This is a genomic window from Achromobacter sp. NFACC18-2, from assembly GCF_900108985.1.
In the GTDB taxonomy this organism is placed as follows: domain Bacteria; phylum Pseudomonadota; class Gammaproteobacteria; order Burkholderiales; family Burkholderiaceae_B; genus Achromobacter.
On record NZ_FNYM01000003.1, the window covers coordinates 373,965 to 399,542 of the forward strand.

General features: G+C 67.4%; 19 protein-coding genes and 1 other RNA gene. 7 read left to right on the top strand and 13 right to left on the bottom strand.

Annotated elements, in window-relative coordinates; all coding sequences use genetic code 11:
• Positions 1–12: 12 nt before the first annotated feature.
• Genes BMW75_RS06575 through wecB form a run of 8 tightly spaced genes read right to left on the bottom strand, consistent with a single transcriptional unit; the run spans position 13 to position 11,901 of the window.
• Positions 13–252: an acyl carrier protein gene (locus BMW75_RS06575; protein WP_092577966.1), complete on the bottom strand. Its 240-nt coding sequence runs from the start codon at positions 250–252 to the stop codon at positions 13–15.
• Positions 253–278: 26 nt separating this feature from the next.
• Positions 279–1,859, bottom strand: a complete 1,581-nt coding sequence (locus BMW75_RS06580) for an MBOAT family O-acyltransferase (RefSeq protein WP_092577967.1) — start codon at positions 1,857–1,859, stop codon at positions 279–281.
• Between the two features lie 9 nt (positions 1,860–1,868).
• The gene (locus BMW75_RS06585) at positions 1,869–2,993 is read right to left on the bottom strand and encodes an alginate O-acetyltransferase AlgX-related protein (protein ID WP_175493110.1); all 1,125 of its coding nucleotides are present in this window, start codon (positions 2,991–2,993) and stop codon (positions 1,869–1,871) included.
• Positions 2,994–2,997: 4 nt separating this feature from the next.
• A complete protein-coding gene (locus BMW75_RS06590) occupies positions 2,998–4,002 on the bottom strand; it encodes an alginate O-acetyltransferase AlgX-related protein (protein ID WP_092577969.1) in 1,005 nt (334 codons plus the stop codon).
• Between the two features lie 36 nt (positions 4,003–4,038).
• On the bottom strand, positions 4,039–6,789 hold the full coding sequence (locus tag BMW75_RS06595; protein WP_092577971.1) for an NfrA family protein: 2,751 nt from the start codon (positions 6,787–6,789) through the stop codon (positions 4,039–4,041).
• Positions 6,786–8,480 carry a glycosyl transferase family protein gene (locus BMW75_RS06600; RefSeq protein ID WP_092577973.1) on the bottom strand — a complete coding sequence of 565 codons (1,695 nt, stop codon included), beginning with the start codon at positions 8,478–8,480 and terminating at the stop codon, positions 6,786–6,788. Before BMW75_RS06600 ends, BMW75_RS06595 begins: the two co-directional genes overlap by 4 nt.
• Before the next feature lie 19 nt (positions 8,481–8,499).
• The gene (locus BMW75_RS06605) at positions 8,500–10,713 is read right to left on the bottom strand and encodes a cellulose biosynthesis cyclic di-GMP-binding regulatory protein BcsB (protein WP_092577974.1); all 2,214 of its coding nucleotides are present in this window, start codon (positions 10,711–10,713) and stop codon (positions 8,500–8,502) included.
• A gap of 36 nt (positions 10,714–10,749) precedes the next feature.
• Positions 10,750–11,901, bottom strand: coding sequence for a non-hydrolyzing UDP-N-acetylglucosamine 2-epimerase (gene wecB / locus BMW75_RS06610; protein WP_092577976.1), 1,152 nt, complete (start codon positions 11,899–11,901; stop codon positions 10,750–10,752).
• Positions 11,902–12,372: 471 nt separating this feature from the next.
• Between wecB and BMW75_RS06615 the strand changes: the two genes are divergently transcribed.
• Positions 12,373–12,621: a hypothetical protein gene (locus BMW75_RS06615; RefSeq protein WP_092577977.1), complete on the top strand. Its 249-nt coding sequence runs from the start codon at positions 12,373–12,375 to the stop codon at positions 12,619–12,621.
• Between the two features lie 93 nt (positions 12,622–12,714).
• Here the strand turns inward: BMW75_RS06615 and ssrA are convergent.
• The 5 genes from ssrA to ompA form a co-directional block, all read right to left on the bottom strand.
• Positions 12,715–13,103: a transfer-messenger RNA gene (gene ssrA, locus BMW75_RS06620) on the bottom strand.
• A gap of 86 nt (positions 13,104–13,189) precedes the next feature.
• Positions 13,190–14,368, bottom strand: coding sequence for an MFS transporter (locus BMW75_RS06625; RefSeq protein WP_092577979.1), 1,179 nt, complete (start codon positions 14,366–14,368; stop codon positions 13,190–13,192).
• Between the two features lie 426 nt (positions 14,369–14,794).
• Positions 14,795–15,469 carry an HAD-IA family hydrolase gene (locus BMW75_RS06630; RefSeq protein WP_076519546.1) on the bottom strand — a complete coding sequence of 225 codons (675 nt, stop codon included), beginning with the start codon at positions 15,467–15,469 and terminating at the stop codon, positions 14,795–14,797.
• A complete protein-coding gene (gene ubiG, locus BMW75_RS06635) occupies positions 15,466–16,194 on the bottom strand; it encodes a bifunctional 2-polyprenyl-6-hydroxyphenol methylase/3-demethylubiquinol 3-O-methyltransferase UbiG (RefSeq protein ID WP_092577980.1) in 729 nt (242 codons plus the stop codon). The genes BMW75_RS06630 and ubiG overlap by 4 nt, the downstream gene beginning before the upstream one ends.
• Before the next feature lie 146 nt (positions 16,195–16,340).
• Positions 16,341–16,922: an outer membrane protein OmpA gene (gene ompA, locus BMW75_RS06640; protein ID WP_076519549.1), complete on the bottom strand. Its 582-nt coding sequence runs from the start codon at positions 16,920–16,922 to the stop codon at positions 16,341–16,343.
• A gap of 412 nt (positions 16,923–17,334) precedes the next feature.
• Between ompA and gyrA the strand changes: the two genes are divergently transcribed.
• Genes gyrA through aroA form a run of 6 tightly spaced genes read left to right on the top strand, consistent with a single transcriptional unit; the run spans position 17,335 to position 25,566 of the window.
• Entirely contained in the window at positions 17,335–19,995 is a 2,661-nt protein-coding gene (gyrA, locus tag BMW75_RS06645; protein WP_076519551.1) for a DNA gyrase subunit A, read from the top strand.
• Positions 19,995–21,125 carry a 3-phosphoserine/phosphohydroxythreonine transaminase gene (gene serC / locus BMW75_RS06650; RefSeq protein ID WP_175493111.1) on the top strand — a complete coding sequence of 377 codons (1,131 nt, stop codon included), beginning with the start codon at positions 19,995–19,997 and terminating at the stop codon, positions 21,123–21,125. Before gyrA ends, serC begins: the two co-directional genes overlap by 1 nt.
• Complete coding sequence (gene pheA, locus BMW75_RS06655) at positions 21,118–22,203, top strand: prephenate dehydratase (RefSeq protein WP_076519555.1); 1,086 nt, start codon at positions 21,118–21,120, stop codon at positions 22,201–22,203. Before serC ends, pheA begins: the two co-directional genes overlap by 8 nt.
• A gap of 14 nt (positions 22,204–22,217) precedes the next feature.
• Positions 22,218–23,339 (top strand): histidinol-phosphate transaminase, encoded by a 1,122-nt coding sequence (gene hisC / locus BMW75_RS06660; RefSeq protein WP_076521977.1) that lies wholly within the window; start codon positions 22,218–22,220, stop codon positions 23,337–23,339.
• The gene (locus BMW75_RS06665) at positions 23,336–24,238 is read left to right on the top strand and encodes a prephenate dehydrogenase (protein ID WP_092577984.1); all 903 of its coding nucleotides are present in this window, start codon (positions 23,336–23,338) and stop codon (positions 24,236–24,238) included. The genes hisC and BMW75_RS06665 overlap by 4 nt, the downstream gene beginning before the upstream one ends.
• A 5-nt stretch (positions 24,239–24,243) precedes the next feature.
• Positions 24,244–25,566 carry a 3-phosphoshikimate 1-carboxyvinyltransferase gene (gene aroA, locus BMW75_RS06670; RefSeq protein ID WP_092577985.1) on the top strand — a complete coding sequence of 441 codons (1,323 nt, stop codon included), beginning with the start codon at positions 24,244–24,246 and terminating at the stop codon, positions 25,564–25,566.
• Positions 25,567–25,578: the final 12 nt, after the last annotated feature.

A 25,578-nucleotide genomic window follows, 5' to 3' on the forward strand; every position in this document is an offset into this window, starting at 1 on the left:
GCTCGGCGCGCGCTAGGCGCGGCTGTGCTGCGCGATGAAGGCGGCCAGCGTGTGCACCGATTCCAGGTGCACGTCGATCTCGGTGGGCGGGATCTTGCAGCCGAACTCACGCTCCACGGCGAGCGCCACGTCGACGGCGGCCAGCGAGTCGACCAGGCCCGATTCGATCAGCAGCGTGTCGGGGTCGACCTGGGTGAGGATGATGCCTTCGACGAGTTGCGCCACTTTGACTTCGATAGCGTTGATGTCCATGGAATGCTCCGCGACCGTGTGTGCGGTCAGAATTGGAAGTAAAGGAACCGGGTTTCCTTGTGCAGGTTGACCAGGCAGAAAACCAGCAGCGCCACCATGACCGCCATCCAGGCGAGGTTGGGGCGCCAGCGCATGAAGGGCTGCGGGGCCTCGTGCGGCTTGAAAAGGGCGGGCGACCAGCGGCCCAGGATCTGGTGCGAATTGGGCGTGAACCACGCGATGCCCAGCAGCACGACGGCGTAGATGAACTGCAGGTGATGGCCGGCGACGAGGCGCCACGCGTCGCCCGCCGCCAGGCCCGAGACATGCGTGGACAGGTCCAGCGCTTCCATGCCGCGCGCGCCCGCCATGCCCTGCAGCAGCAGCACCGCGTCGCCCACCCCGTGGGCGCGGAAGAACGCCTGCGCGACCAGCACCGCGACAAAGGTCACCAGCACGCAGAGCGCGCGCGTGGCCGGATGGGTGTTGCGCGCCGCCGCGGGCTTGCGGCCCACCACGAAGATGCGCCACGCATGGTTCACCGACAGGTACATCGCGTGCAGCAGGCCGAACACGACAAACTGGAAGCCCGCTCCGTGCCACACGCCTGCCAGCGTCATCGTGAAGAGCGTGGGCAGCGCGATGCTGCCCGCAAAGCCGCCCGCCGTCTTCAGACCCGCCGAGCCCACCGGCAGGTTGCGGTTCGTGCGCCACTTGTTCACGGCCACCGCTACCGGGTAGTACAGATAGGCCGTGATGTAGCGCGTCAGCGTCATGTGCCAGCGTGCCCAGAATTCGATGATGTTGCCGGCCTTGTAGGGCGAATTGAAGTTCAGCGGGAAGCGGATGCCGAACATCTTGGCCAGGCCCAGCGCCATGTCCGAATAGCCCGAGAAATCGAAATAGAGCTGCAGCGCATAGCAGAGGCTGGCGCCCCACGCGCCGAAGAACTGCAGCTCGCCCGGTGCCGCGAAGCCCGCGTCGGCATACGGCGCGATGCCGTCGGCCAGCAGCACCTTCTTGGCCAGCCCGATCACGAACAGCATCGCGCCCACCGACAGGTTCTCGGCCCGGAACCGGTAATTCTCCGGCTGCGCGAACTGCGGCATCATCTCTTTGTGATGCAGGATGGGGCCGGCGATCAGGTGCGGAAAGAAGGTCACGAAGAGCACGTAGCTCAGCAGGCTGCGTTCCTTCACCACACCCGCCTTGCAGTCCAGCAGGTAGCCGATCTGCGTGAACGTGAAGAACGAAATGCCCAGCGGCAGGATGATGTCGTCCGCCGTCGATGCCGTCATGCCCAGGTCGTTCAGGAAGTTCAGCAGCGTCGCGAAATACTTGTAGTGAAACAGCAGCGCCAGGTCGGCGCCCACGCCCAGGCCCACGATCAGCCCTTGCAGCCGGGGCCGCCCGGCGTAGTGCAATATCAATTGGCTGACGATGTAATTGAAGGCGATGGAACCGGCCAGCAGCACGACGAACTGCGGATTCCACCAGCCGTAGAAGACCAGCGAGGTCAGGCACAGCCACAACGCCGCCAGCCGCACGTTCAGCGGCCCCAGCGCGTAGTACGCCGCCAGCGTGACGGGCAGGAAGATGAACAGGAACAGGTAGGAATTGAATAGCATGTCGGTTCGCTACGGGATGCGGGCCAGCAGGGCGAGTTCGTCCGCGGTCAGCGGCAGCGACAGGGCGTTCTCCGAGAACTCCCAGATCACGAGCTTCAGGCTGGCGGGCCACTGCGCGCGCTGGTTCAGCGCCATCGTCAACGCACCCGAGAACTGTCCGCCGTCCAGGCTCATGTTCCACACCTCGCGGCCCAGCCCCATGCCCAGGCGTTCGGCGAACTGGCTGCGGCGGCCGTTCGAGGTGCCCGCCAGCAGCACGTCCACCGGCGCGGGCTCGTCCAGCAGGCCGCCGCCGCGCACCGGCTCGATCTTCGCTTCCGACACCTGCTCCAGGTCGGGCCGCCAGCCGGGCGGCGCGCGCTCCAGGCCCGCCAGCACAATCAGGTCTCCCATGCGCGGCTGCGGCGCGGGCGCCGGATCGGTCTTGAACGCCTGCGTGCCCGCGCCGCCCAGCAGCGGCAGCGCCGCCTCGGCCACCCGCGCGGCGGCGGCCTGCGCGCCCTGGGCATTCATGTGCACGTCGGTGCGGAAAAAGCGGGGCGCGGGGGCCGCCTGCAGCGCCTCGCGCAGGTCCACGAAGGGCACGCCGTCCGCCCGCAGCGCCGCCTGCCAGTCGTCCAGGACCTGGCGCATCGGTTGCGACACCGGCAGGCCGCAAAGCTGGCCGGATTCGATGCGCGACTTGTCGGGCACCGCGACGACCAGCACCTGGACCTGCTTGGCGCGCAGTTCCCGAACCCAATGCCGCATCAGCCGCAGGCGTTCATTGAAGACGTGCACGCCGGGCGGGGGCCGCAGGCCGTCGCGGTAGAACAGCCATTGCGGGCAGCCCATCGCAACCTGCTCGCCCAGGTCGCCCAGGAGCCGATAACGCAGCGCGGCGTTCCAGGTGTCGACGTCGGCCTGGCGCGGCAAGGCCAGCGCCCGGTTCAGCGCGGCGCCCGCCGAGCCGTCCAGCCAGGCGGACGGCGCCACGTCGGCCCCCGAGAGGCGGGCCTGCGCCAGCCGCCAGCCGCCCCAGCCCAGGCCGGCCGCCAGCAGGATGGCGACGACGCAGGCGGTAAGACGGTGGCCGGCGTCCGGGCGGCCCGCGTCAGGGCGTCCGGTGGTGTCCGGTTGGTCCGACGGTTTCACGCGCTTATTTCCCGAGCGCCGCTTTCATGCGGGCGCGCCAGGCGTCGGCGCTCATGAGGGAGGCGTTGTCCCACAGCCCGCGGGCGTCCGGGCCCTGCGCGTAGGTGGGCTCGAACATCTGCCAGACCAGCACTTGGGGCTTGTTCTGCTTGAACGCCGGCGACTCCAGGTACTCCAGCAGCATGACCCAGTGGCCCACGTTGCCGGGCTTCCAGTTCACCGACACCGGGCGGTCCAGGGCATTGGACAGCTTCTGCGGAAAGCCGAAGTAGGGCTGCACCATGCTGTGGCCGGTGACATGCACGGGCGCCGGCGTGTCGTCCAGCAGGCTCTGGCCCTCGGCCTGGCGCCGCACCGTGAAGGTTTCGCGGCCTGCCTGCTTGCGCTGGTCCGGCGTGAGAAAGAGTTCGGCCAGATCGCCATAGCGGCGTTCGTTGACGACGCTGCCCAACTGCATGCCCGTGCCGGGCTTGCCGGCCAGCGTCTTCACGTCCTGTCCGATGCGCTGCGCCATCGCTTCGGCGGTGGCGTCGGCGGCCGCCTGCGTCCAGTGCTGGTCGGTGCGGTAGAAGACGTCCTGGCCGCCGTTCTTGACCCGCTGCAGCACCGCCTCGTCGTCGATGGTGGAAATACCGGCCTGCCGGAGCTTGTCCTGGATGGTCTGGTAGCGCTTCTTCACGTCGGCGCTGAGCGCCTTGCCGTCCGGCAGCTTGTCCTGATAGAAGAGCGTCTTGTCCGGCAGCACCAGCACTTCGAGCTGGATGCCCCTGGCCGCCAGCGCGTCGCGCGTCTCGCGCACGAGCTGCGTGGACGCGTCGATGCCGCGCATGTCCACTTGCGTCAGGCTGCCCCAGCCGGGGAACAGCCAGTTGTCCTTGCCCTGGATCACGATGGACGATGCCTGCTGCGCCTGCGAGGCGGCGGCGCAGGCCGCCATCAGGGCGGCCGACGCCAGCGCGCGGGCCAGGCCGGGCAGGGCGCGCTTCGGGAGGCGGTTTGCGAGGTGCATGCGTAGACTCTCCTTTTGATGCGGGTCGGCGTGCCGTCAGTACGACAGGGTCAGGTTGATGAACAGGCCCTTGGCCCGGTCGGCCTGCCCGCCGCCGATGTTGAAACGGTATTGGGTCGTCAGGTCCAGATAGGACATGGGCGCGGTGTAGTGGTCTTCCCGGAACCAGTAGCGCAAGTTGAAGCCCGGGCCGGCGCCCATCGACCACGAGGCGTTGTCGCCCAGCAGCCGGTAGGAGTCGGAACCGTCGATGTCAAAGCCCGTCACCCGGTTCTTGTTCCATAGCCAGTCCGCGCCGATCACCGCGTACGGAAAGAACACCAGGCGTTCGCTGATCGCGTCCACGCGGTAGCTGCGGCCTACGCGCAGTTCGCCGGCGCCGAAGGCCTGGTCGCGCTTCAAGCGGCCCGACGACTTCTCGCCGTCGACGCCCGTCGCGTTGTCGCGCAGCCAGAACTTCGCGGGCATGTCCTGCCACGAATAGCCGGCCTGGACGTAGCCCTCCATCGTGAACCAGTCGGGGCGGTCGATGCGCAGCGTGGTGCCTTCATAGAGTCCGTAGGTCACATAGGCCAGCCAGCCGCCGCTGCCGGCATCCGTCTGGTAGTGCGCGGTCTGGTTGTCGCGGTTGAGCGCGCAGCGCAGCGCCGCCGGGTCGGGGCTGAACGTGCCGCGGCGCGTGGCGCTGCCCAGGTTGAACTGGCGCTCCAGGCCGAACGTCACGCCCACTTCGGTGGACGGGGTGAATCGCATGCCCAGCGAGCCGATGGTCGTGGGAATGCCGGAGATGCCCTGGTTGGTGGCTTCCTGGATGTCGACGGTGCCGCCGCACGGATCGGACACGGTCTGGCTGGCGGTCCTGCCGCCCTTGTCGTACAGGGTATTGGACAGGCGGCCATAGAGTTCGAAGGTGCGCGTCGACGAATTCAGGAAATCCGATGGCCGCCAGAAGATCTCGGCGGTGCTGAACACGGCGTCCCCGGGCACCGTGATGGCCGCGCCGCCCAGCCCGGACGACGCCGGCCGCGCGCCGCGGTAGCCGGCCGAGAAATAGCCGCCCCATTCGCGCGCCAGGCCGCCGATGGCATTGCGCGTATCGAATCGCTGCTGGGGCGTCAGATCGAGCTTGCCCGCATCGTTCTCGTCTATGGCCTCCTTGAGCCGATCGACGGCGCCCCGCTTGTCGCCCGTGCCGGCCAGCGCATAGCCTTCGTCCAGGATCACCGTGGGCGGGGCCTTGCCGGTGGCGCGCGCGGCCTGGAAGTCCTGCAGCGCCAGTCCAGGCTGGCGCATGCGCTGGTGCAGGTAGCCGCGCTGCATCAGCAGCGCGGGATCGTCGGGCTGCGCGGCCAGGGCCTCACTCATGCGGGCATTGGCCTCGGCCAGCTGCGCGGGGTTGCCGGCCGCCAGCGTGGTGGTCAGCAGGCGCTGGTACTCCTTGTTGGCGGGGTCCTGCTCGACCGCCTTGCGCGCCTGGCGGATCGCTTCCGGGTAATCCTCGCGCGCATAGGCGGCATAGGCCAGCGACGCGGGACCGCCGCTGCCCGCGGCGTCCGACGGCAACAGCTCGCAGGACGTGCCGTAGGGCGTGTCGCGGCAGTCCTGCACCGGGGCGGGATAGTTGGCCAGCGTCAGGGTGGCGGGGATGGCGGGGCGGGCGCGGGCGCGTTTGATGCGCTGCGCCGCCGCCTCGTCCTTGCCGTCCAGCGGTTCGACCAGCGCCAGCGCGCGCGCGTTTTCGCCAGCGGCCAGCGCCGCGTCGGCCGCGATCAGGCGCACGTTGCGCCGCTGTTCGTCGTCCAGCCAGTCCTGGCCGAGCGCCGCGTCGAAGTCCGCGTCGGCCTCTTGCGTCTTGCCCTGGCGCTGGCGCAGATAGCCGCGCATCAGCAGCGCGACCGTATTCTCGTCGTCCTGCAGCATGGCGTCCGTGGCGGCCTGCTCCGCCGCGTCGAGCTGGTTGTCCAGCATGAGGGCGGTGATCAGCAGCAGGCGGTGGCTGGGGCTTTCCGGGGCCAGCGCGACGGCCTGCCGCGCGAGCGGCACGGCGTCGCCCGGGCGGTTGGCGATCAGCGCCTGGTAACCCGCCTCGGCCGGCTTGACCGCCATCCGGCGCTTGAGCGTCTGCTGGCGCGCGGCCAGGTCATTCCGGTTGGGCGCGCCCAGCGCCAGCGCCCGGGCGGCCGCTGCCTCGGCCTCGGCGTATTTGCTTTGCGCTTCCAGCGCGTCGAGCCACAGCATGGCCCAGGCGCCTTGTTTGGGATCGATCCGGAACGCGCGTTCGGCGCCGCGCTCGGCCGCGGGGTAGTCCGCGCGGTTGTAGTCCGCGTAGGCGCGGGTGGCGATCGGAAAGCCGCGCTGGTAGGCGCTGGCAGGCCTGGCTGCGGAGGCAGGTCGGGCCGCGTCAGGCCGGGCCACGTCAGGCCGCGCCGCGGCGGGCCGCAGGTTGGCGCGCGCCTGGCGCAGGGCGGGCGTGTCCAGGCCGCTGGCGATGGCGTCGGCGGCAGCCTTTTCGGCTTCCTGGATCTTGCCCTGCTTCTGCAGGGAATAGATCAACAGCAGCCGCAGGCGCTCGACGTCGGGGCGCAGCACGATGGCCGATTCGGCCTGCTGCTGCGCCAGCGCATAGTTGCCCGCGTCGTAGTTCTTGTAGCCCTCGTCGGCGAACTGCCAAGCGGCGCCTTCCAGCGGCGCTTCGGTCCTGGCCTGGGCCTGGACGCTCGCAGGCGCCGCGGCCCAGGCACAGGCCAGGGCGGCGGACAGAACGAGCGATCGGGGAAAAGACGTCATGGCGCAGCGGGTTTGGTGCCGGGGGCGGCGGGCGGTTCGCCTTGTCCGGCCTGTTGGAATTGGATGGCTTCGTGCAGCGTGCCTTCGTCCAGCCAGCCTTGTTCGGTCAGGATCTGGCCCAGCGGCTTGTTCTCGCGGGCCTGGATCTCCAGCGCCCGTTCCAGCGTGGACTGGTCGATTGCCTGCCAGGACAGCAGCAGCTCGCCCAGCCGCTGGCGCTGCTGCGCGAGCTGGTCGGTGGACGGGAAGTCGTGCATGGTCTTGTCCCACGCCAGCCGCTTGCCCGTGATCAGGTGGCCGATGAACAAACGCCAGGCCCGCGCCGCCGCCATGGCGTTGATGAAGTTGCCCACGATCATCCGGGGAATCGACAGCAGGGCATGTTCCCAGCCGTACATCCGGCCGACGAAATAGGCGCGCTGCACCACGCGCAGCAGCAGCGCGACGGCATTGGCCCACATCAGCGTCACCAGCCAGCCGCCGGGCCGGAAGTAAGAGGGGTAGTACACCGTCCACCAGCCAAACAGGTCGGCCAGGTAAAAGACAAAGAAATTGGCCAGCAGCACATAGGCCAGGATGGCAATGAAGGACGTGACCAGGCCCTTGCGGTCGCGGAACAGCAGGTACCGGGTCGCGAGCGATCCCGTCCATCCCACCTGCTGCCAACCTTGCAGGCCGATCCCCAGCGTCCAGCGCGCCTTCTGCCGGTAGGCGGTGCGGAAGGTGTTGGGAAAATATTCGCGCACGCCCAGCGGCATGCGCAGGGGCGCGACGCGTTCCTTGCCCATGCCGAACCAGGACTGGCGGCGCGTCACGTATTCGACGGGGAATTTGCCGAAGATCTGGCGCATGCCGCGCTGGGCCAACCGCGCGCCGATGTCGTAGTCCTCGGTGAGCGTGTCCGTGTTGAACGGCTGGTTGTTCGTCTCGGCCGCCAGCTCCAGCAGCGCGCGGCGCGAAAAGCACGTGCCCACGCCCGCGGACGGCACCATCTTGGACAGGCTCTCGCGCACCACCAGGTCCTTGGTGTGCCATTCCGCGAACTCGTCCATGTAGGTGCCCGCCACCAGCTCGTACCAGTGCCGCTCCAGCGACGTCACGGGAAGCTGGATGAAGTCGATGCGCGGCAGCAGGTAGTTGTAGTACTTGAGTTCCAGCGGGTGCAGCACGTCCTCGCTGTCGTGCAGGATCACGCCGGCAAACGGCACGGGTTGCTTGGCGTCCTGCGCAAAGATCGCCTGCACGATCCAGTTCAGGCAATCGGCCTTGCAGGTCGGGCCGTCGTGCGGCACTTCCACGCGGATCAGTTGGCGATAGCGGCGGCGCATCCGCTCCACTTCCTTGATCGTGCGCTCGTCGTTCCGGTAGGTGCCCGCGAAGATCATGTAGTTCTTGTATTCCAGCGTCGACACCATGGTCTCCAGCATCGACGCGATCACGTCGTACTCCAGCCAGGCCGGCACCATGATCGCAAGCGGCTGCTCCGGCTTGGCGCGCAATTGCTCGGCCGTCAGCGGCGTGTAGCGGCGCTTGATGGTCAGCGACCGCCACAGCTCGCGCACCCAGTACCAACCGTCGATGAACAAATCATCCAGGCTGGACAGCAGGATGATCACGCCCACCACGGCGGTGACGACCTCCAGGCCGCGGTAGTAGTCCGCGATCAGGTAGGGCCAGTAAAGCGAGGACATGGCGCCTGGTCCTTTCGGATTACCGGGGTTCCTTCTTCTTCCTGCGGCTCACTCGCATCGCCAGGATCAGGATCAGCAGCAGCACCAGAAGGCTGATGCTGACGGCCGGCACGCTCCACGAGATATAGCGGCGCCACTCGAAAAAGGCGCTCTCGCCCGCGCCGGGCGGATGGCTCGCGTCCGGGTTGGCGCTGTCGATCCAGGCCACCGGGCCCGCCGCGCCGATGAGCGCGATGTTGCCGCGATTGAGCACGAAGGGGGCGTCCGTCATGCCCGGCTGCTGCCCCAGCGTGTGCCACAGGATGCCGTCCTGGCCGCCCGCGCTGACCACCTCGGCGGTGCTCAGGCGGGTGAGGCCGGCAATGTCCAGCCACGTCGTGTCCTTGCCGGCCACCTGCAACTGCTTGCGCTCGGTGACCTGGACCGAGGCCTTGGCGCCTTCCACCGGCAATTCCATCGCCAGGAAGGGGCGCGCCGGTTTGACCGGCTGGCCCGCGGGAGAGACCGACAGCTCGGCGCGCGTGGCCGACACGCCGCTGGCCGCCGCGATGCCGATCACGCGCTTGATGTTGTCGGGCGCGTCGGCCAGATAGCTGTCCGGAATCAGCACCTGGGGCGAGCCGGCCATCAGCGGCAGCAGGCCCACGAACGTGCCGTCCGGCTGCGCCTTCCCCGGCTTCACATAGCTGGTCGGCAGCACGTTGACGGGAAAGCCCTGCGGAATCTCATTGCAGTCCACGGACACGGGCTGGCGCTGGAAGGTCACGCGCACGGTGTTGGTCACGCCCAGCGCATAGGCGGGCACACGCGCGGCCAGGCGTTCCGGCTGCCCGTCGGCTTCCAGTTGCCGGGCGCCCAGCAGGATGCCGTTCCAGAACACGGACGCCACCGGACGCGTCGACGATGCGCCGGGCGCGGCCGCCACGTCCATGATCAGCTCGTCCGGCACGCGGCCGTCGGCGGTCACGGCGGCCAGCGGGAAAGCCGCGTTCCAGTCGCCGCGCGCCACCACGTCAAAGCTCGTGGACGAGCCGCCCAGGCTGGACAGGCGCACGCCGCCGTCCGGCATCGATTGCGGGGGCGTGGCCGTCTGCACCTGCACCTGGCGGCTGGCCAGGATGCGGCGCCAGGCGGTGTCGAACACGCCCGCGCCCTGCGCGCCCGCGTCGGCCGCCACGGCGATCACCGCCTGCCCGCCCAGCGGCGCAAGGCGGATCGTTCGGGACGGCTGTGCGGCGCCCGCCAGCGGCATGCGCTGCTGGCGCCACGCCTTGAAGGCGTCCGCGGCGTCGGCGTCCGAGGCAAGCTGCGCCTGCAGGGCGTCCAGCGCCGCGTTGTATTTCGTGCCGAGCGCGGCATCGGCAATGACCACGTCGCCCGCCACGGACGGCGCGCCCATCACCAGCAGGGCGCCGATTTCCGCGGGGTTGGCGAGCGTGTGCGTTTCTTTGCCGGCCACCGCGGCAAACGCCGGCACCTGCGCCAGCCCCGCGGGAACCTGCAGGCCGCGCGTGTCGACCTCGTCGCCTACCGACGGGAAGGCCTTGACCGCCACCCGCTTGCCGCCGCGCTCCATCGCCACGCCCAGGCGCCAGGCGCTGTCGAAGGCCTGCTGGTCCAGCTTGCGGCCGGCGACCATGAGCACGGGCCGGGCGGGCAGCGAGCCCCATGCATCGTCCAGGCTGTGGATCGCGGAGGCGTCGTAGCGGTAGCTCAGCCGCGTCTGCGGCGAGATCGTCAGCGCATTGCCCGTGGCGCGGTTGCTTTCACATTGGCGCCGCGCGATGTCGGATTGCCAGTCCACGCCCACGCGCAGAAAACCCGATTCGCGGATACGGGGGTCGACGCGCAAGGCGCGGCTGGCCGACCCGTCGCCATCCGCGATCCGCTGCGCGACCTGCGGCACGCCGTCGAGCCACAGCACCATGCTGGTCCGGCCCGGTTCGCCCTTGGTGTAGCGCGCATCGAAATCCAGCGTGGCATCCGCGATCGGCACGCCGCGCGGCACCGGCAGATAGAACTCCTGCCGCGCATCGCTGTTGCTCAGCACGACGGGCTCGGTGATGCCCAGGTCTTCCAGCGTGGCGCTGCGCGTCACCAGGACGTCGCTTTGCAGGCGGCGCAAGGCGTCGCCGGCCGGACTGGCAAGCGCGCCCAGCGGCGCCAGCAGTCCGGCCGCGGCCAGGGCGAGGCACAACGCGCGAAGGTCGGAGGCTCGTGAAGAGAGGGGCATGAAGGCTCCAGGCAGGAAAGGCATCGCGGCAGGGGTTCAGACAGGCGGGGTGGCGTAGGGATCGAATTCCGCCACGGGGCGCGCGCAGAGCGCATCCACGATGCGCTGGCTGGCTTTGCCGTCGCCATACGGATTGATCCGGCGCGAAAAGGCGCCGTGCAGCGCGGGGTCATCGAGCAGCCGGCCGACCTCGCCGACGATGCGGCGCACATCGGTGCCCACCAGCGCCACCGTGCCGGCCCGCACCGCTTCGGGCCGCTCCGTGACGTCGCGCATCACCAGCACCGGCTTGCCCAGGTAGGGCGCCTCTTCCTGCACGCCGCCGGAATCGGTGAGGATCAGATGAGACCGCCGCATGAACCAGACGAAGTCGAGGTAATCCAGAGGCTCGATCAGGTGCACGTTCGGCCGTCCGGACAACTCGCTCATCACCACGCCGCGCACCTGGGGGTTCAAGTGGACCGGATAAACGATCTGCAGGTCCGGCCGCCGCGCCAGTTCGGCCAGCGCCGCGCAGATGTTGCGAAACCCCTCGCCGAAACTCTCGCGCCGGTGTCCGGTCACCAGCAGCAGTCGCCGGTTCGGGTCCAGCCAGGCGTACCGGGTCCGCAGCGCATGGTCCAGCGCGCCGCCGGCGGTCAGTTTGGCACAGGTCATCGCCAGCGCGTCGATCACCGTATTGCCGGTCACCGTGATGCTCCCGGCCAGGTTTTCGCGCAGCAGGTTGCCGCGCGATTCCGCGGTCGGCGCGAAGAGCAGGTCGCCCACCGCATCGACCACGCGGCGGTTCATTTCTTCGGGGAAGGGCATCGCCAGATTGCCCGTGCGCAGTCCCGCCTCCACGTGCCCGATGCGCACGCGCCGATGAAACGACGCCAGCGCGCAGGCCGACGCCGTGCTCGTGTCGCCATGCACCAGCACGCAATCGGGCTTCTCCGCTTCCAGCACGCCGTCGACGCGGCTGATCAGGCGGGCATACGAGCCGTTCAGCGACTGGTTGGGCACCATGATGTCCAGGTCGTGCTGCGCCTTCAGGTCAAACAGCGTCAGCACCTGGTCCAGCATCTCCCGATGTTGTCCGGTCACGCAGACCACGCTATGGATCGTCGGCTCGCGCTGCAGCGCCGTGACCAGCGGCGCCATCTTGATGGCCTCCGGGCGCGTGCCAAATATCGACAGGACTTTCATAGCGCGAACGGGCCTCCAGCGCCGGTGGCATTTTTGGCGTTCATTGTGTCTTGAAAGCATTCGTAATATGTGTCGGATTATGTCGAACCATTCCATGGACTGGTCCGTCTCCCTGACTCAAGCCGCCTTTCGGTTTCCCAATGCCCATGCGGGTTTGGCGGCCAAATTCGGGGTCCGATCAGCGGCGCGGCGTTACCGCGAGGAGGGCTGATGGCGTGAAACAACCTATTTCAGTTGCATCGGGTCGGGGCTTAGGCCGCAATGGGCCTTCCCCGGTCGCGTCGCGTATCCTGGCCGGCGCGGGCCGGTGAAATACTGATACAGACGGCGGTCGGTCCGGCCGGGCCATTTGTGGTCGACGCGCCACAGGGACGGGACGCGCGCAGGGCGCCCGATTGCGAGTAAGGTTAAGGGCAGTGGCCTAGATTGCCCGGCACCCCGGCCCGTGCCGCCAGCAGGAACCCGAACACCATGAAGACTCCCCACGTAGCGCTGCGGCTGGTCCTCGCCATCGCGGCTTTCGCCTCGATCACCGCCTGCGCCGACACGCAGCCCCAGCGAACCGACCTGGACTACCGCAGCCGTCCCCTGGACTCGCCCCCGTCCGCCACCAACCCCAATCCCTCCGGCCAGCGCCTGACCATCCAGTCCGGAGAGGGCGAACGGCTGAACCTGCCGTGGTTCATCGAAGGCGCACAGGATTGGGTCAACCGGCAATGACTGCGGGGCTACGGCCCGCCGGGACGAAAAAAATCCTCAAGGATTTGCATCCTTGAGGATTTCTTGTTTCAGCTGACGTTGCTGAACGGAATTTGGTGGAGCCGGGGGGAATTGAACCCCCGTCCGCAAGCCCTCCGCAACCAGTTCTACATGCGTAGTCGATTTATTTGGTTTTAACTTTGGACTTAGCCAACCGACAGGCCGGACCAAAGCGATTCACGTAATTTAAATCTGAGCCGTGTGACCCCAGCGCAGACCGATTCCTTGTGAATGTCGCTGCTGCGGTTCGAGGGTTACCCCCCTAGGAAGTTGCCTTCCTCCGCCTGACCCAAGGACAGATCAGTGCAGCGGCTCACCGCTTAAGCGGCGAGAGCGAAACGCTCGTCGTTGGCGTTTGTAGTGTTCCAGTGGTTTAACGAGCGTACTGGTGCTCGGCATGCCCTGAGTTGTTTCGCGACCCACGTCGAATCCGGATCGGCCCCAAGAACTTCTATTGTACTGGCAAACGCAATAGCCCGCCATGGGCGCGGTCCATCATTGCCGGTGTGGCGCGGGTGAGGCGTCCGGTTCAGGCTGCATTCGCGCACTCGGCCTTGGATGGCCGGCCGGCGCGCGACGCCGCCATCATCAGCGCCGCCAGGGCCACGGACATGCCCACGATCGCGGCGGCGGCCCAGCCCAGAGTCGCCAGCCCGTACTGGTCGATCACATGCCCGCCCACGACCGCGCCCAGCCCGATGCCGATGTTGGCGCCGGAAATGTTCAGGGATGCGGCAAATGCGGGCGCCTCGGGGGCGGACTTCATCAGCCGTACGTGGCACACGATGAATAGCGCGGCCTGCGCAATGCCCCAGATCCCGAGCGCCACGGCGAGCAGGCCGGGCGACTGCATGACCGGCGCGACGAACGCCAGACCCACCGCCATCAGCGCCGAGAACAGGCTCGTGGCGCCCAGCGGGCTGCGGTCCACGATCCGGCCGCCCAAGGTGTTGCCGACCAGGCCGACCGCACCAAACGCCATCATCGTCCAGCCCACCGTCTCGCCGTCAAAGCCAGCCAGCCGTTCCAGCATGTCCGCCAGATACGTGTAGGCCGTGAACATGCCCGTGAACACCAGCAGCGACAGCAGCACGTGGCCCACCACCATGGGGTTGCGCAGGATGCGCACCTGCGTGACGAGGCGCACGTTCTCGGTGCGGACGCGGGTCTTGGGAAAGGCGACGAGCAGCAGCAGGGCTTTGGCGAATGCCACGGCCGACAGCACCCAGAACGCGGCGCGCCATCCGAATGCGTCCGAGATCAGGACGCCGATGGGAATGCCGAACACCGTGGCCGCCACGATGCCAAAGGCGACCGTCGAAATGGCCCGCCCGGCTCGCGCCGGTCCGACAATTTCCACCGCGGTGGCGCTGGCAAGCGACCAGAACACCGGCAGAGCCAGCGCCGGCACGAAGCGGGCGATCGCCATGACCCAGATGTTGGGCGCCACGGCCGCCAGGGCATTGGACAGGCCGAACAGCGCAAGCACGCCAATGAAGAGGCGCTTGCGTTCCAGGTTCGCCATCAGGGCGGTCAACAGGGGGCCGGTCGCCGCGACGGTGAAGGCGAACAGGGTCACCAGCAAGCCGGCCTGGGAAACCGTCACGTCCAGGTCGCGGGCCAGGGCGGGCAGCAGCCCCACGATCAGGAATTCGGTGGTCAGGATGGTGAAGCCGGCAGCGGACAGAAGCAAGATAGGCAAAAGCATGGGCATTCCTAGGACGCGACGCCGAATGGCGCCGCGCGGTCAGGGCGGTGGAGTGTGTGGTCCAGCGGTCAGAGGTGCGCCGCCTGGCGATGGCGGGGCAGGGGCGGCAGGCGCAGGGCCCGCCGGCATCGAATTCGTTGCGGCCTGAAAAAGCCGCAACGCCGGCACGGGCCGGAAAGCATGCAATCCGGGAAAATCCGGAGCGCCATGCACGGTTCACACTGTAGGGGACATGGGCTGCCGGATAAACCCTCGGCATCCGGATAGATTAGTCGGCCCGAGGCGCTAATCGGCCTGGACAATCCGCAGCGGCACAGACGACCCAAGGCGAAAAGAGGTGGGGCCGCAAGGAAAGCGGATCGTCGCGGACCAAGCCGACACGCCGGCGCCGCACCAGGCCGCCCGGGGGCGGGCCTGGGGTGCGCGTCAGCGCAGGTCGCGCGGCAGCAGCGGTTCGATGGCGGACCACAGGTCCGCGGGCGAGTGGGCGCAGGTTTCCGCCTGCCACGCAATGACGTCGTCGTCTTCGCCGACGTAGCCGTAGGCGGCCGCCACGGCGGGCATGCCCGCGGCGTGCGCGGCCTGGATGTCGCGCAGGTCATCGCCGACGTAGACACAGCGATCGGTCGCAAAGCCCGCTTCGCGCGCGGCGTGCTGCAAAGGCAGGGGATGCGGCTTGGCGTGGGCGGTGGTGTCGCCGCAGACCAGCACGGCGCTGTCGCGCGTCAGGTCCAGGAATTCGACGATGGGCAAGGTCAGGTAGGTGACCTTGTTGGTGACGATGCCCCAGGACATGCCGCGGCCACGGATGTCGGCCAGCAGGTCTTCGATGCCGGGAAAGAGCTTGCTGTGCACCGTCGAACTGGCGGCGTAGTCTTCCAGGAACTGCAGTCGCGTCGGCTCGTAATCCGGGTCGCCGGGCTGCAAGTCGAGCGCCACCCGCAACAGCCCGCGCGCGCCCTGCGAGGCCACGGGCCGCAGCGCCTCGTAGGCCATCGGCTCCAGTCCGCGGCGGGTGCGCTGGCGGTTTGCGGCGGCGGCCAGGTCGGGGGCGGTGTCGGCCAGGGTGCCGTCGAAATCGAACAGGATCAGGGCGCTCATTTGCGGGTAGCCATCAGGTAGTTGACCGACGTGTCGGACGACAGTGTGTAGATCTGGGTGATCGGGTTGTATTCCATGCCGCGCATGCTGACCGGTTCCAGGCCCGCGCCGCGCGCCGCCGCCGACAGCTCGCTCGGCTTGATGAACTGGTCGTAGGTGTGCGTGCCACGAGGCAACAGGCGCAGCACGTATTCCGCACCGATGATCGCAAAAAGGAACGACTTCGGGTTGCGGTTCAGCGTGGAAAAGAAGACCCAGCCGCCGGGTTTGACCAGCGTGGCGCAGGCGCGCACGATCGAGGCGGGGTCCGGCACATGCTCCAGCATTTCCATGCAGGTCACCACGTCGTATTGGCCGGGCTGCTCGACAGCCAGTTCCTCCACGGGCACCTTGCGATACTCCACCTTCACGCCGGATTCCAGGCCATGCAGGCGTGCGATCTTCAGGGACTTGTCGGCCAGGTCGATGCCGGTCACGTCGGCGCCGCCGCGGGCCATGGATTCGGACAGGATGCCGCCCCCGCAGCCCACGTCCAGCACCTTGCGTCCGGCAAGGCTGCCCGCGCATTCCTGGATCCATTCCAGCCGCAGCGGATTGATCGCATGCAGCGGCTTGAACTCGCTTTCGGGGTCCCACCAGCGGCTGGCGAGGGCGCTGAACTTGTCGATTTCAGCCTGGTCGGCGTTGATGGAGGCTTGCGCGGTGTCGTGAGATTGCGTGTTCATGGGCAGTCCGGCGTAAGGCAGCTCTATATATAGAGGGGTCCAGCGCACAAGGCGAGGAGGGCGCGGCATTGCACCAGTTGGGTGCATTGCCGGCGAAAAAAAGGGCCTCGCTATGCGAGGCCCCCTTATTGTAGCTAGTCCGGCAATTACTTGCGGCTACCCACGATTTCGATCTCAACGCGACGGTTCTGGGCGCGACCTTCCTTCGTCTTGTTGGAAGCGATCGGCTGCAGTTCACCCTTGCCTTCCGTGTAGATACGGTTGGGGTCGATGCCGAGGCTGACCAGGTAAGCCTTGACCGAAGCGGCGCGGCGCTCGGACAGCTTCTGGTTGTACTGTTCGGTACCGATCGAGTCGGTGTGGCCGACGGCGATGATGGTTTCCAGATCGATCGTGCGAACTTGCTGAGCGACTTGCTGCAGCAGTTGGCGACCTTCAGGCTTCAGGACCGACTTGTCGAAGTCGAAGAACGTGTCAGCATTGAACACGACCTTTGCCGCCATCGGGGCCGGCTTCGCCTTCTGTTGGGCAACCGGGACGCCGTCGCAGCCGGGGATGCCGGTGGCCGGGGTCCAGAAGGCATCGCGCCAGCACAGTTCGTTCGTGCCGTTCTTCCAAACGTCACCGAACGGGTTGCGCCAGTTGTCCACGGTTTGCGCGGAAGCTACACCAGAGGCCGTGACGGCGGCGAAGGCGAGCGCCAGAGCGAATTTGGAGGGTTTGTTCATGTTTCTCCTCGTTGAGCTTGAAGCTGGATAAGTGACTCGCAGCGAACCCCCGCCGCATATCAGGAAAACGGGGCCAGTATAGCAACGCCAAGAGCTGGTTCAAAGGAATAGCTACTGGGTTTCCTGCGTGCTGGAAACAATCTTAAGGCATTTGGGGGGCTTTGGCTTCCCTGGACAGGCGCATTAATGCTGGATATGACGTTTTCGGCGCTCCTTCCGTTTCCCATGTTGGTTTTTGACAACAGGCCCTTGGGGCTTGGGTGGGCGTGGCCGGGCGGCGCTTCCGGTCGCCCCGTTCCGGCCCGGTTGAGACGCGTTCACGTCGGCCTTCAGGTCGCCCCGCCAATCGAATGATAGAATTTCCTGTTTACCCGGCCCGGGTTCCTCCTTACACGATTCTGTCGTTATATATATGGATTCCTTTGCCAAGGAGACGCTTCCGGTATCGCTGGAAGAAGAGATGCGCCGCAGTTACCTCGATTACGCAATGAGCGTGATCGTCGGTCGGGCGCTACCGGATGTGCGGGACGGCCTCAAGCCCGTCCACCGGCGCGTGCTCTACGCGATGCACGAGCTGAACAACGACTGGAACCGCGCCTACAAGAAGTCCGCGCGTATCGTCGGGGACGTCATCGGTAAGTACCACCCCCACGGCGACCAGTCCGTCTACGACACGATCGTCCGCATGGCGCAGGATTTCTCCATGCGCTACATGCTGGTCGACGGCCAGGGCAACTTCGGTTCCATCGACGGCGACAACGCCGCGGCGATGCGTTACACCGAAATCCGCCTGGCCAAGATCGCCCACGAGCTCCTGGCCGACATCGACCAGGAAACCGTCGACTTCGGCCCCAACTACGACGGCAGCGAGCAGGAACCGCTGCTCTTGCCGTCGCGCCTGCCCAACCTGCTGGTCAACGGCAGCTCGGGCATCGCGGTGGGCATGGCCACCAACATTCCGCCGCACAACCTCCAGGAAGTGGTCGACGGCTGCCTGTATTGCCTGCGCAATCCGGCGTGCACGGTCGATGAGCTGATCGAGCTCATCCCGGCGCCGGACTTCCCCACGGGCGGCATCATCTACGGCATGTCCGGCGTGCGCGAAGGCTATCGCACGGGTCGCGGCCGCGTCATCATGCGCGCCAAGACGCACTTCGAAGACATGGAGAAGGGCAATCGCCAGGCGATCGTCATCGACGCGATTCCCTACCAGGTCAACAAGAAGACCCTGCAGGAACGCATCGCCGAGCTGGTCAACGACAAGAAGATCGAAGGCATCTCGGATATCCGAGACGAATCCGACAAGGATGGCATGCGCCTGGTCATCGAGCTCAAGCGCGGTGAAGTGCCTGAGGTCGTGCTGAACAACCTCTACAAGAATACGCAGTTGCAGGACACCTTCGGGATGAACCTGGTGGCGCTGGTCGACGGCCAGCCCCGCCTGCTCAACCTGAAGCAGATGATCGACTACTTCCTGCAGCATCGCCGGGAAGTCGTCACGCGCCGCACCGTGTTCCAGTTGCGCAAGGCTCGCGAGCGCGGCCACGTGCTGGAAGGCCTGGCGGTGGCGCTGGCCAACATCGACGATTTCATCGCGATCATCAAGGCGGCGCCGACGCCGCCGGTCGCCCGTCAGGAACTGATGGCGAAGTCCTGGGATTCGTCGCTGGTGCGCGAAATGCTGTCGCGCGCCGATGGCGACACGCCCGGCGGCCGCGCGGCTTTCCGACCGGACGACCTGAGCGCCGAATTCGGCCTGCAGGGCGATGGCCTGTATCGCCTGAGCGACACGCAGGCGCAGGAAATCCTGAACATGCGCCTGCAGCGCCTGACCGGGCTGGAACAGGACAAGATCGTCGGCGAATACCGCGACATCATGTCCACGATCGCCGACCTGCTGGACATCCTGGCCCGCCCCGAGCGCATCACGACCATCATCAGCGACGAACTGCAGGCCATCAAGGCCGAGTTCTCGACCGGCGCCAAGGATTCGCGCCGTTCGGAAATCGAACTGAACGCGACCGAGCTCGACACCGAAGACCTGATCACGCCGACCGACATGGTGGTCACGCTGTCGCACGGCGGCTACATCAAGAGCCAGCCGCTGTCCGAGTACCGCTCGCAAAAGCGCGGCGGTCGCGGCAAGCAGGCGACGGCCATGAAGGAAAACGACTGGATCGACCAGCTCTTCATCGCCAACACGCACGACTTCCTGCTGTGCTTCTCCAACCGCGGCCGCGTGTACTGGCTGAAGGTCTGGGAGGTGCCGCAGGGCACGCGCAATTCGCGCGGCAAGCCCATCGTCAACATGTTCCCGCTGGCCGAAGGCGAGAAGATCACGGTGGTGCTGCCGGTCAAGGAATTCAGCGAAGACCACTATGTCTTCATGGCGACCTCGCGCGGCACGGTCAAGAAGACCCCGCTGTCCGACTTCTCCAACCCCCGCAAGGCCGGCATCATCGCCGTCGACCTTGACGATGGCGACTACCTGATCGGCGCCGACCTCACCGACGGCAAGCATGACGTCATGCTGTTCTCGGACGCCGGCAAGGCCGTGCGCTTCGACGAGAACGACGTGCGCCCGATGGGCCGCAATGCGCGCGGCGTGCGCGGCATGATGCTCGAAGACACGCAGACGGTGATCGCGCTGCTGGTGGCTGGCGACGAGACGCAGACCGTGCTGACGGCCACTGAAAACGGCTATGGCAAGCGCACGCCGATCGCGGAGTACACCCGCCACGGTCGTGGCACCAAGGGCATGATCGCCATCCAGACCACCTCGCGCAACGGCAAGGTGGTGGGCGCGGTGCTGGTCATGCCTTCTGATGAAATCATGCTCATCACCACCGGCGGCGTCCTGGTGCGCACCCGCGTCGCGGAAATCCGCGAAATGGGCCGTGCGACGCAGGGCGTCACGCTGATCAACGTCGACGACGGCAGCACGCTGTCCGGCGTGCGCCGCGTCGTGGAAAGCGATGCGGACGACGATGGCGAACTGGACGAAGACGGCCAGCAAGCCGGTGGCGACGACAGCAGCGACGCAGCGGATTCGACGGAACCTACGGAGCAATAATGGCCCGCCCCTGGAACTTCTCGGCAGGCCCCTCGGCCTTGCCCGAGGTGGTGCTGCAGCAAGCCGCTGCAGAAATGTTGGATTGGCACGGCAGCGGCATGTCCGTGATGGAAATGAGCCATCGCGGCAAGCACTTCGTGCAGATCTGCGACGAAGCAGAATCCGATCTGCGCGAACTGCTGGGCCTGCCGGCGGACTACGCCGTCATGTTCATGCAGGGCGGCGGTTCCGGGGAAAACGCCATCGTCCCCATGAACCTCATGGGACGCCGCGGCGCGCCGGCCGCGGATTTCGTCGTGACGGGCCATTGGTCCAAGCGTTCCTACAAGGAAGCCGGCCGCTACGGCAGCACGCACGTGGCCGCCAGCAGCGAGCAGGCTGCCGTGATCGACGGGCGCGAGCAGGCGCCGCTGACCTGGGTGCCGCCGGTGGAAACCTGGCAGGTGCGCAAGGAATCGGCCTACCTGCACCTGTGCAGCAATGAAACCATCGGCGGCGTCGAGTTCATGGACTGGCCCGACACGGCCGATCTGGGCGCGCCCGACGTGCCGCTGGTCGTCGATGCCTCGTCGCATTTCCTGTCGCGTCCGATGGACGTGTCGCGCTGCGGCATGGTGTATGCGGGCGCACAGAAGAACGCCGGCCCTGCGGGCGTCACCATGGTCATCGCGCGCCGCGACCTGATCGGCCAGGCGCTGCCGATCTGCCCGTCCGCCTTCGACTACGCCAACGTCGCCGCCGAGCATTCGCGCTACAACACGCCGCCCACCTTCGCGATCTACATCGCGGGGCTCGTGTTCAAGTGGATCAAGGCCAATGGCGGCGTGGCCGGCATGGAAGCGGCCAACAAGGCCAAGGCCGAGCTGCTGTACGGCTACCTGGACGGCACCGACTTCTACGCGAATCCCATCCACAAGCCCGTGCGTTCCCGCATGAACGTGCCGTTCGTCCTGCGGGATGAGTCGCTCAACGACGCCTTCCTGAAGGGCGCCGAGGCGGCCGGCCTGACGCAGTTGAAGGGCCACAAGAGCGTGGGCGGCATGCGTGCCTCCATCTACAACGCCGTGCCCATGGAAGGTGTGGCGGCGCTGGTCGAGTACCTGAAGGAATTCGAGCGTCGCCATGGCTGATGAGCTGCAGCGCAAGCTGCTCCCCCTGCGCAAGCGCATCGACGAGCTCGATGCGCAGATCCTCGATCTCCTGTCTCAGCGCGCCCGCGCCGCGCTGGAAGTGGGCGAGGCCAAGCATGCCGTCCAGGCCGACGGCCCGGTGCTGCGCCCCGAGCGTGAGGCCGAAGTCATCCGCCGTCTTCAGCAGATCAATCCCGGGCCGTTTCCCAACGCCGGCGTGGCCTCGGTCTGGACCGAGATCATCTCCGCCTGCCGCGGCCTGGAACGCGGCATGACGGTGGCATTCCTGGGACCGCAGGGCTCGTTCTCCGAACAGGCTGCCCTGGAGCATTTCGGCCACGCGGTGCAGAAGCTGCCTTGCGCGTCGTTCGATGAGGTCTTTCGCGCCGTCGAGGCCGGCCAGGCCGACGTGGGCATGGTGCCGGTGGAAAACTCCACCGAGGGCGCCGTCAACCGCAGCCTGGACCTGCTGCTCAATACGCCGCTCAAGATCCTTGGCGAGCGTTCGCTCGTCATCCGCCATTGCCTGATGTCGCAATCGGGCAGCATGGACGGGGTCCGGACGATCTCCGCGCATCCGCAGGCGCTGGCCCAGTGCCAGGGCTGGCTGACGCGCAACTATCCCGACGTCGAACGCGTGGCCGCTTCCAGCAATTCCGAAGCCGCGCGCGCCGCGGCGGGCGATCCGAGCATCGCCGCGATTGCGGGCGAGGTGGCCGCGCCCGCCTGGAACCTGCAGATCATCGCCGCGGGCATCCAGGACGATCCGCACAACCGTACCCGTTTCCTGGCGATCGGCAACATCGAGCCGCTCGCCAGCGGCAAGGACAAGACCAGCCTGATCCTGGCCGTGCCGAACCGCGCGGGCGCCGTCTATGAAATGCTGGCGCCGCTGGCCGCCAACGGCGTGTCGATGACGCGCTTCGAGTCGCGTCCCGCGCGCACCGGCCAGTGGGAATATTATTTCTACGTCGACGTCCTGGGTCACCAGGGCGATCCGAATGTCGAGCGCGCCCTGGCCACATTGCAGGCGCAGGTTGCCTATCTGAAAGTGCTGGGCTCGTACCCGGCGCAGTGACATCCCACACCATGATGACCAACGCATCCAAGCCCCTCGTCGCCCCCGCGCACGTCAGCGCCATCGCGCCCTATCAGGCAGGCAAGCCGATCGAAGAACTGGCCCGCGAGTTCGGGCTGGATCCGGCCACCATCGTCAAGCTGGCCTCCAATGAAAACCCCTTGGGCATGCCCAAGTCGGCGCGCGCGGCCATGCTGGCCGCGGCCGAATCGCTGGCGCGCTATCCCGATCCCAACGGCTTTGACCTGAAGGCGGCGCTCGCCGAGCGTTACGGCGTGCCGATGAGCTGGATCACGCTGGGCAACGGGTCCAACGACATCCTGGAAATCGCGGCGCTGGCGCTGCTGGAGCCGGGCACGTCGGCGGTCTATGCGCAGCACTCGTTCGCGGTCTATCGCCTGGCCACGCAAGCGCGCGGCGCCCGCCACATCGTGGTGCCCGCCGTGGACTACGGCCACGATCTGGATGCGATGTTCGACGCGATTGCCGATGACACGCGTCTCGTGTTCATCGCCAACCCGAACAACCCGACCGGCACCTTCGTGCCCGGCGACAAGGTGGCCGAATTCCTGGAGCGTGTGCACGCCGCGCACGGCGACCGCGTCACGGTCGTCCTGGACGAGGCCTACAACGAATACCTGGATCCGGAATTGCGCTTTGACAGCACCGCGCTGGCGCGCCGCTATCCGAACCTGATCGTCTCGCGCACCTTCTCCAAGGCCTACGGCCTGGCGGGCCTGCGAGTCGGATTCTCGGTCGCCCAGCCCGGCCTGACCGACCTGCTGAACCGCGTGCGCCAGCCGTTCAATGTCAACACGCTGGCCCAGGCCGCGGCCATCGCCGCGCTGGGCGACGCCGCCTATCTCGAGGAAGCCTACGCGTCCAACAAGGCGGGCAAGGCGCAGCTCTGCGCCGCCTTCGAAAAGCTGAACCTGCGCTACGTGCCCAGTTTCGGCAACTTCGTGCTGGTGCACGTTGGCGACGCGCCGCGGATCAACCTCGAACTGCTCAAGCGCGGCGTCATCGTGCGTCCGGTGGCCGGGGACGGCCTGCCCGAGTGGCTGCGCGTGTCCATCGGACTGCCGCAGGAGAACGCCCGCTTCATCGACGCCTTGACCGCCATCCTGTCCGCATGAACGACGCGTTGCCTTCTTCCAATCAGGGGGCCGCGGGCCCCCTGATTCCTGTATTGGCGGTGGTTGGCGTGGGCCTGATCGGCGGCTCCTTTGCCGCGGCCTTGCGGCAGGCGGGGCAGGTCGGCCGCGTGCTGGGCGTGGGGCGCAATGCGCAATCGCTGGCGCGCGCCGTGGAACTGGGCCTCATCGACGAAGCCGTGACGGCCGAAGCGGCCGCGGCCCGGGCGGACCTCATCATGCTGGCCACGCCCGTGGGCGGGTTGACGAACGTGCTGTCGCAAATGCGGCCGCACCTGGGCCCCGCCACGGTGCTGACCGATGGGGGCAGCACGAAGGCCGAAGTGGTCCTGGCCGCCCGCGACGCGCTGGGCGATCGCATCGGGCAGTTCGTGCCGGGCCATCCCATTGCGGGCGCCGAGCGCACCGGGCCCGAAGCCGCCGATGCCGCGCTGTACCGCGGACGCACCGTCATCCTCACGCCCCTGCCGGAAAACGGCGCGGCGGCCACGACGCTCGTGCGCCAGGCATGGCAGGCGTGCGGCGCGGACGTCATCGACATGGACGCCGAGGCGCACGACCGTGTGCTCGCCTCGGTCAGCCATCTGCCGCACCTGCTGGCGTCGGTCTATATGGAGCAGGTGGCCACGGCCGCCGATGCCGCGACCCGGCTTGAGCTGGCGGGCAGCGGCTTTCGCGACTTCACCCGCATCGCCGCCGGATCGCCCGAGATGTGGCGCGATATCTTTCTGTCCAACCGTGACGCGATGCTGGCCGAGCTGGCCGCCGTGCGCGATGTGCTGGACCGTGCCGAGCGCGCCATCGCCGATGGCGACGGCGAGGCTTTGCTGACGCTGCTGGACACGGCGGCGCGCGCGCGCCGCGCCTGGCGCAAGGAGTAGCTGACATGGGCAATTTGCCTTACCTGGACCTGCCGCGCGTGCGGCGCGCGCAGGGCACGATGGCCCTGCCGGGCTCCAAGAGCATTTCCAACCGCGTGCTGCTGCTGTCGGCCATCGCCGAGGGCGAGACGGCCATCACCGGCCTGCTGGATTCCGACGATACGCGGGTCATGCTTGCCGCCTTGCGGCAGTTGGGCGTGCAAGTGTCCGAACTGGACGCTGGCCGGGTCACCGTGCAGGGCGTGCGGCGCTTTCCCGTGGAAGCCGCCGACCTCTTCATGGGCAATGCAGGCACCGCGATCCGGCCCCTGACCGCCGCGCTGGCGCTCATGGGCGGCGACTACCGCCTGTCCGGCGTGCCCCGCATGCACGAGCGTCCCATCGGCGACCTCGTCGACGCCCTGAACGCGCTGGGCGCGCGCATCGATTACCTGGGCCAGCCGGGCTATCCGCCGCTGCACATCGGCCGCGGCGATATCGCCGAGAACGCCGTGACGCGCGTGCAGGGCTCGGTGTCCAGCCAGTTCCTGACCGCCTTGCTGCTGGCCGCGCCGCTACAGGCAGCGCGCAGTGGCCGGCCGGTGACCATCGAGGTGGCGGGCGAGCTGATTTCCAAGCCCTACATCGAGATCACGTTGAACCTCATGGCGCGTTTCGGCGTGCTGGTGCAGCGCGATGGCTGGAGCCGGTTCGTGATCGAGGCCGGCGCTGCCTATCGCAGTCCGGGCCAGATCGCCGTGGAAGGGGACGCATCGACAGCGTCCTATTTCCTGGCGCTCGGCGCCATCGGCGGCGGGCCTGTGCGGGTAACTGGCGTGGGCGCCGACAGCATCCAGGGCGATGTGGGCTTTGCCAGCACGCTTTCCGACATGGGCGCCCGGGTCACCTACGGGCCCGACTGGATCGAAGTCTCGGGCGTGGAGGTTGCCGACGGCGCCCGGCTCAAGGCCTTCGACACCGATTTCAACCTGATCCCGGACGCCGCCATGACGGCCGCCGCGCTGGCGCTGTATGCGGATGGCCCTTGCAGGCTGCGCAACATCGGCAGCTGGCGCGTCAAGGAAACGGATCGCATCCACGCCATGCAGACCGAATTGGAAAAGCTCGGCGCGCAGGTCGAATCCGGCCCCGACTGGCTGCAGGTGACGCCTCCCGCGCAGGGCGCGTGGCGCGACGCGCACATCGGCACCTGGGACGACCACCGCATGGCGATGTGTTTTTCGCTGGCAGCTTTTGGCCCGGCGGCGGTCCGCATTCTTGATCCCGGCTGCGTCAGCAAGACGTTCCCGGGTTATTTTGACGTCTACGCCGGCCTGGTTTCGGCCTAGCGCTGCATCGCA

Coding starts and splice junctions, on each gene's coding strand:
- BMW75_RS06575 (WP_092577966.1), bottom strand. CDS start 252: ATGGACATCAACGCTATCGAAGTCAAAGTGGCGCAACTCGTCGAAGGC.
- BMW75_RS06580 (WP_092577967.1), bottom strand. CDS start 1,859: ATGCTATTCAATTCCTACCTGTTCCTGTTCATCTTCCTGCCCGTCACG.
- BMW75_RS06590 (WP_092577969.1), bottom strand. CDS start 4,002: ATGCACCTCGCAAACCGCCTCCCGAAGCGCGCCCTGCCCGGCCTGGCC.
- BMW75_RS06595 (WP_092577971.1), bottom strand. CDS start 6,789: ATGACGTCTTTTCCCCGATCGCTCGTTCTGTCCGCCGCCCTGGCCTGT.
- BMW75_RS06600 (WP_092577973.1), bottom strand. CDS start 8,480: ATGTCCTCGCTTTACTGGCCCTACCTGATCGCGGACTACTACCGCGGC.
- BMW75_RS06605 (WP_092577974.1), bottom strand. CDS start 10,713: ATGCCCCTCTCTTCACGAGCCTCCGACCTTCGCGCGTTGTGCCTCGCC.
- wecB (WP_092577976.1), bottom strand. CDS start 11,901: ATGAAAGTCCTGTCGATATTTGGCACGCGCCCGGAGGCCATCAAGATG.
- BMW75_RS06615 (WP_092577977.1), top strand. CDS start 12,373: ATGAAGACTCCCCACGTAGCGCTGCGGCTGGTCCTCGCCATCGCGGCT.
- BMW75_RS06625 (WP_092577979.1), bottom strand. CDS start 14,368: ATGCTTTTGCCTATCTTGCTTCTGTCCGCTGCCGGCTTCACCATCCTG.
- BMW75_RS06630 (WP_076519546.1), bottom strand. CDS start 15,469: ATGAGCGCCCTGATCCTGTTCGATTTCGACGGCACCCTGGCCGACACC.
- ubiG (WP_092577980.1), bottom strand. CDS start 16,194: ATGAACACGCAATCTCACGACACCGCGCAAGCCTCCATCAACGCCGAC.
- ompA (WP_076519549.1), bottom strand. CDS start 16,922: ATGAACAAACCCTCCAAATTCGCTCTGGCGCTCGCCTTCGCCGCCGTC.
- gyrA (WP_076519551.1), top strand. CDS start 17,335: ATGGATTCCTTTGCCAAGGAGACGCTTCCGGTATCGCTGGAAGAAGAG.
- serC (WP_175493111.1), top strand. CDS start 19,995: ATGGCCCGCCCCTGGAACTTCTCGGCAGGCCCCTCGGCCTTGCCCGAG.
- pheA (WP_076519555.1), top strand. CDS start 21,118: ATGGCTGATGAGCTGCAGCGCAAGCTGCTCCCCCTGCGCAAGCGCATC.
- hisC (WP_076521977.1), top strand. CDS start 22,218: ATGACCAACGCATCCAAGCCCCTCGTCGCCCCCGCGCACGTCAGCGCC.
- BMW75_RS06665 (WP_092577984.1), top strand. CDS start 23,336: ATGAACGACGCGTTGCCTTCTTCCAATCAGGGGGCCGCGGGCCCCCTG.
- aroA (WP_092577985.1), top strand. CDS start 24,244: ATGGGCAATTTGCCTTACCTGGACCTGCCGCGCGTGCGGCGCGCGCAG.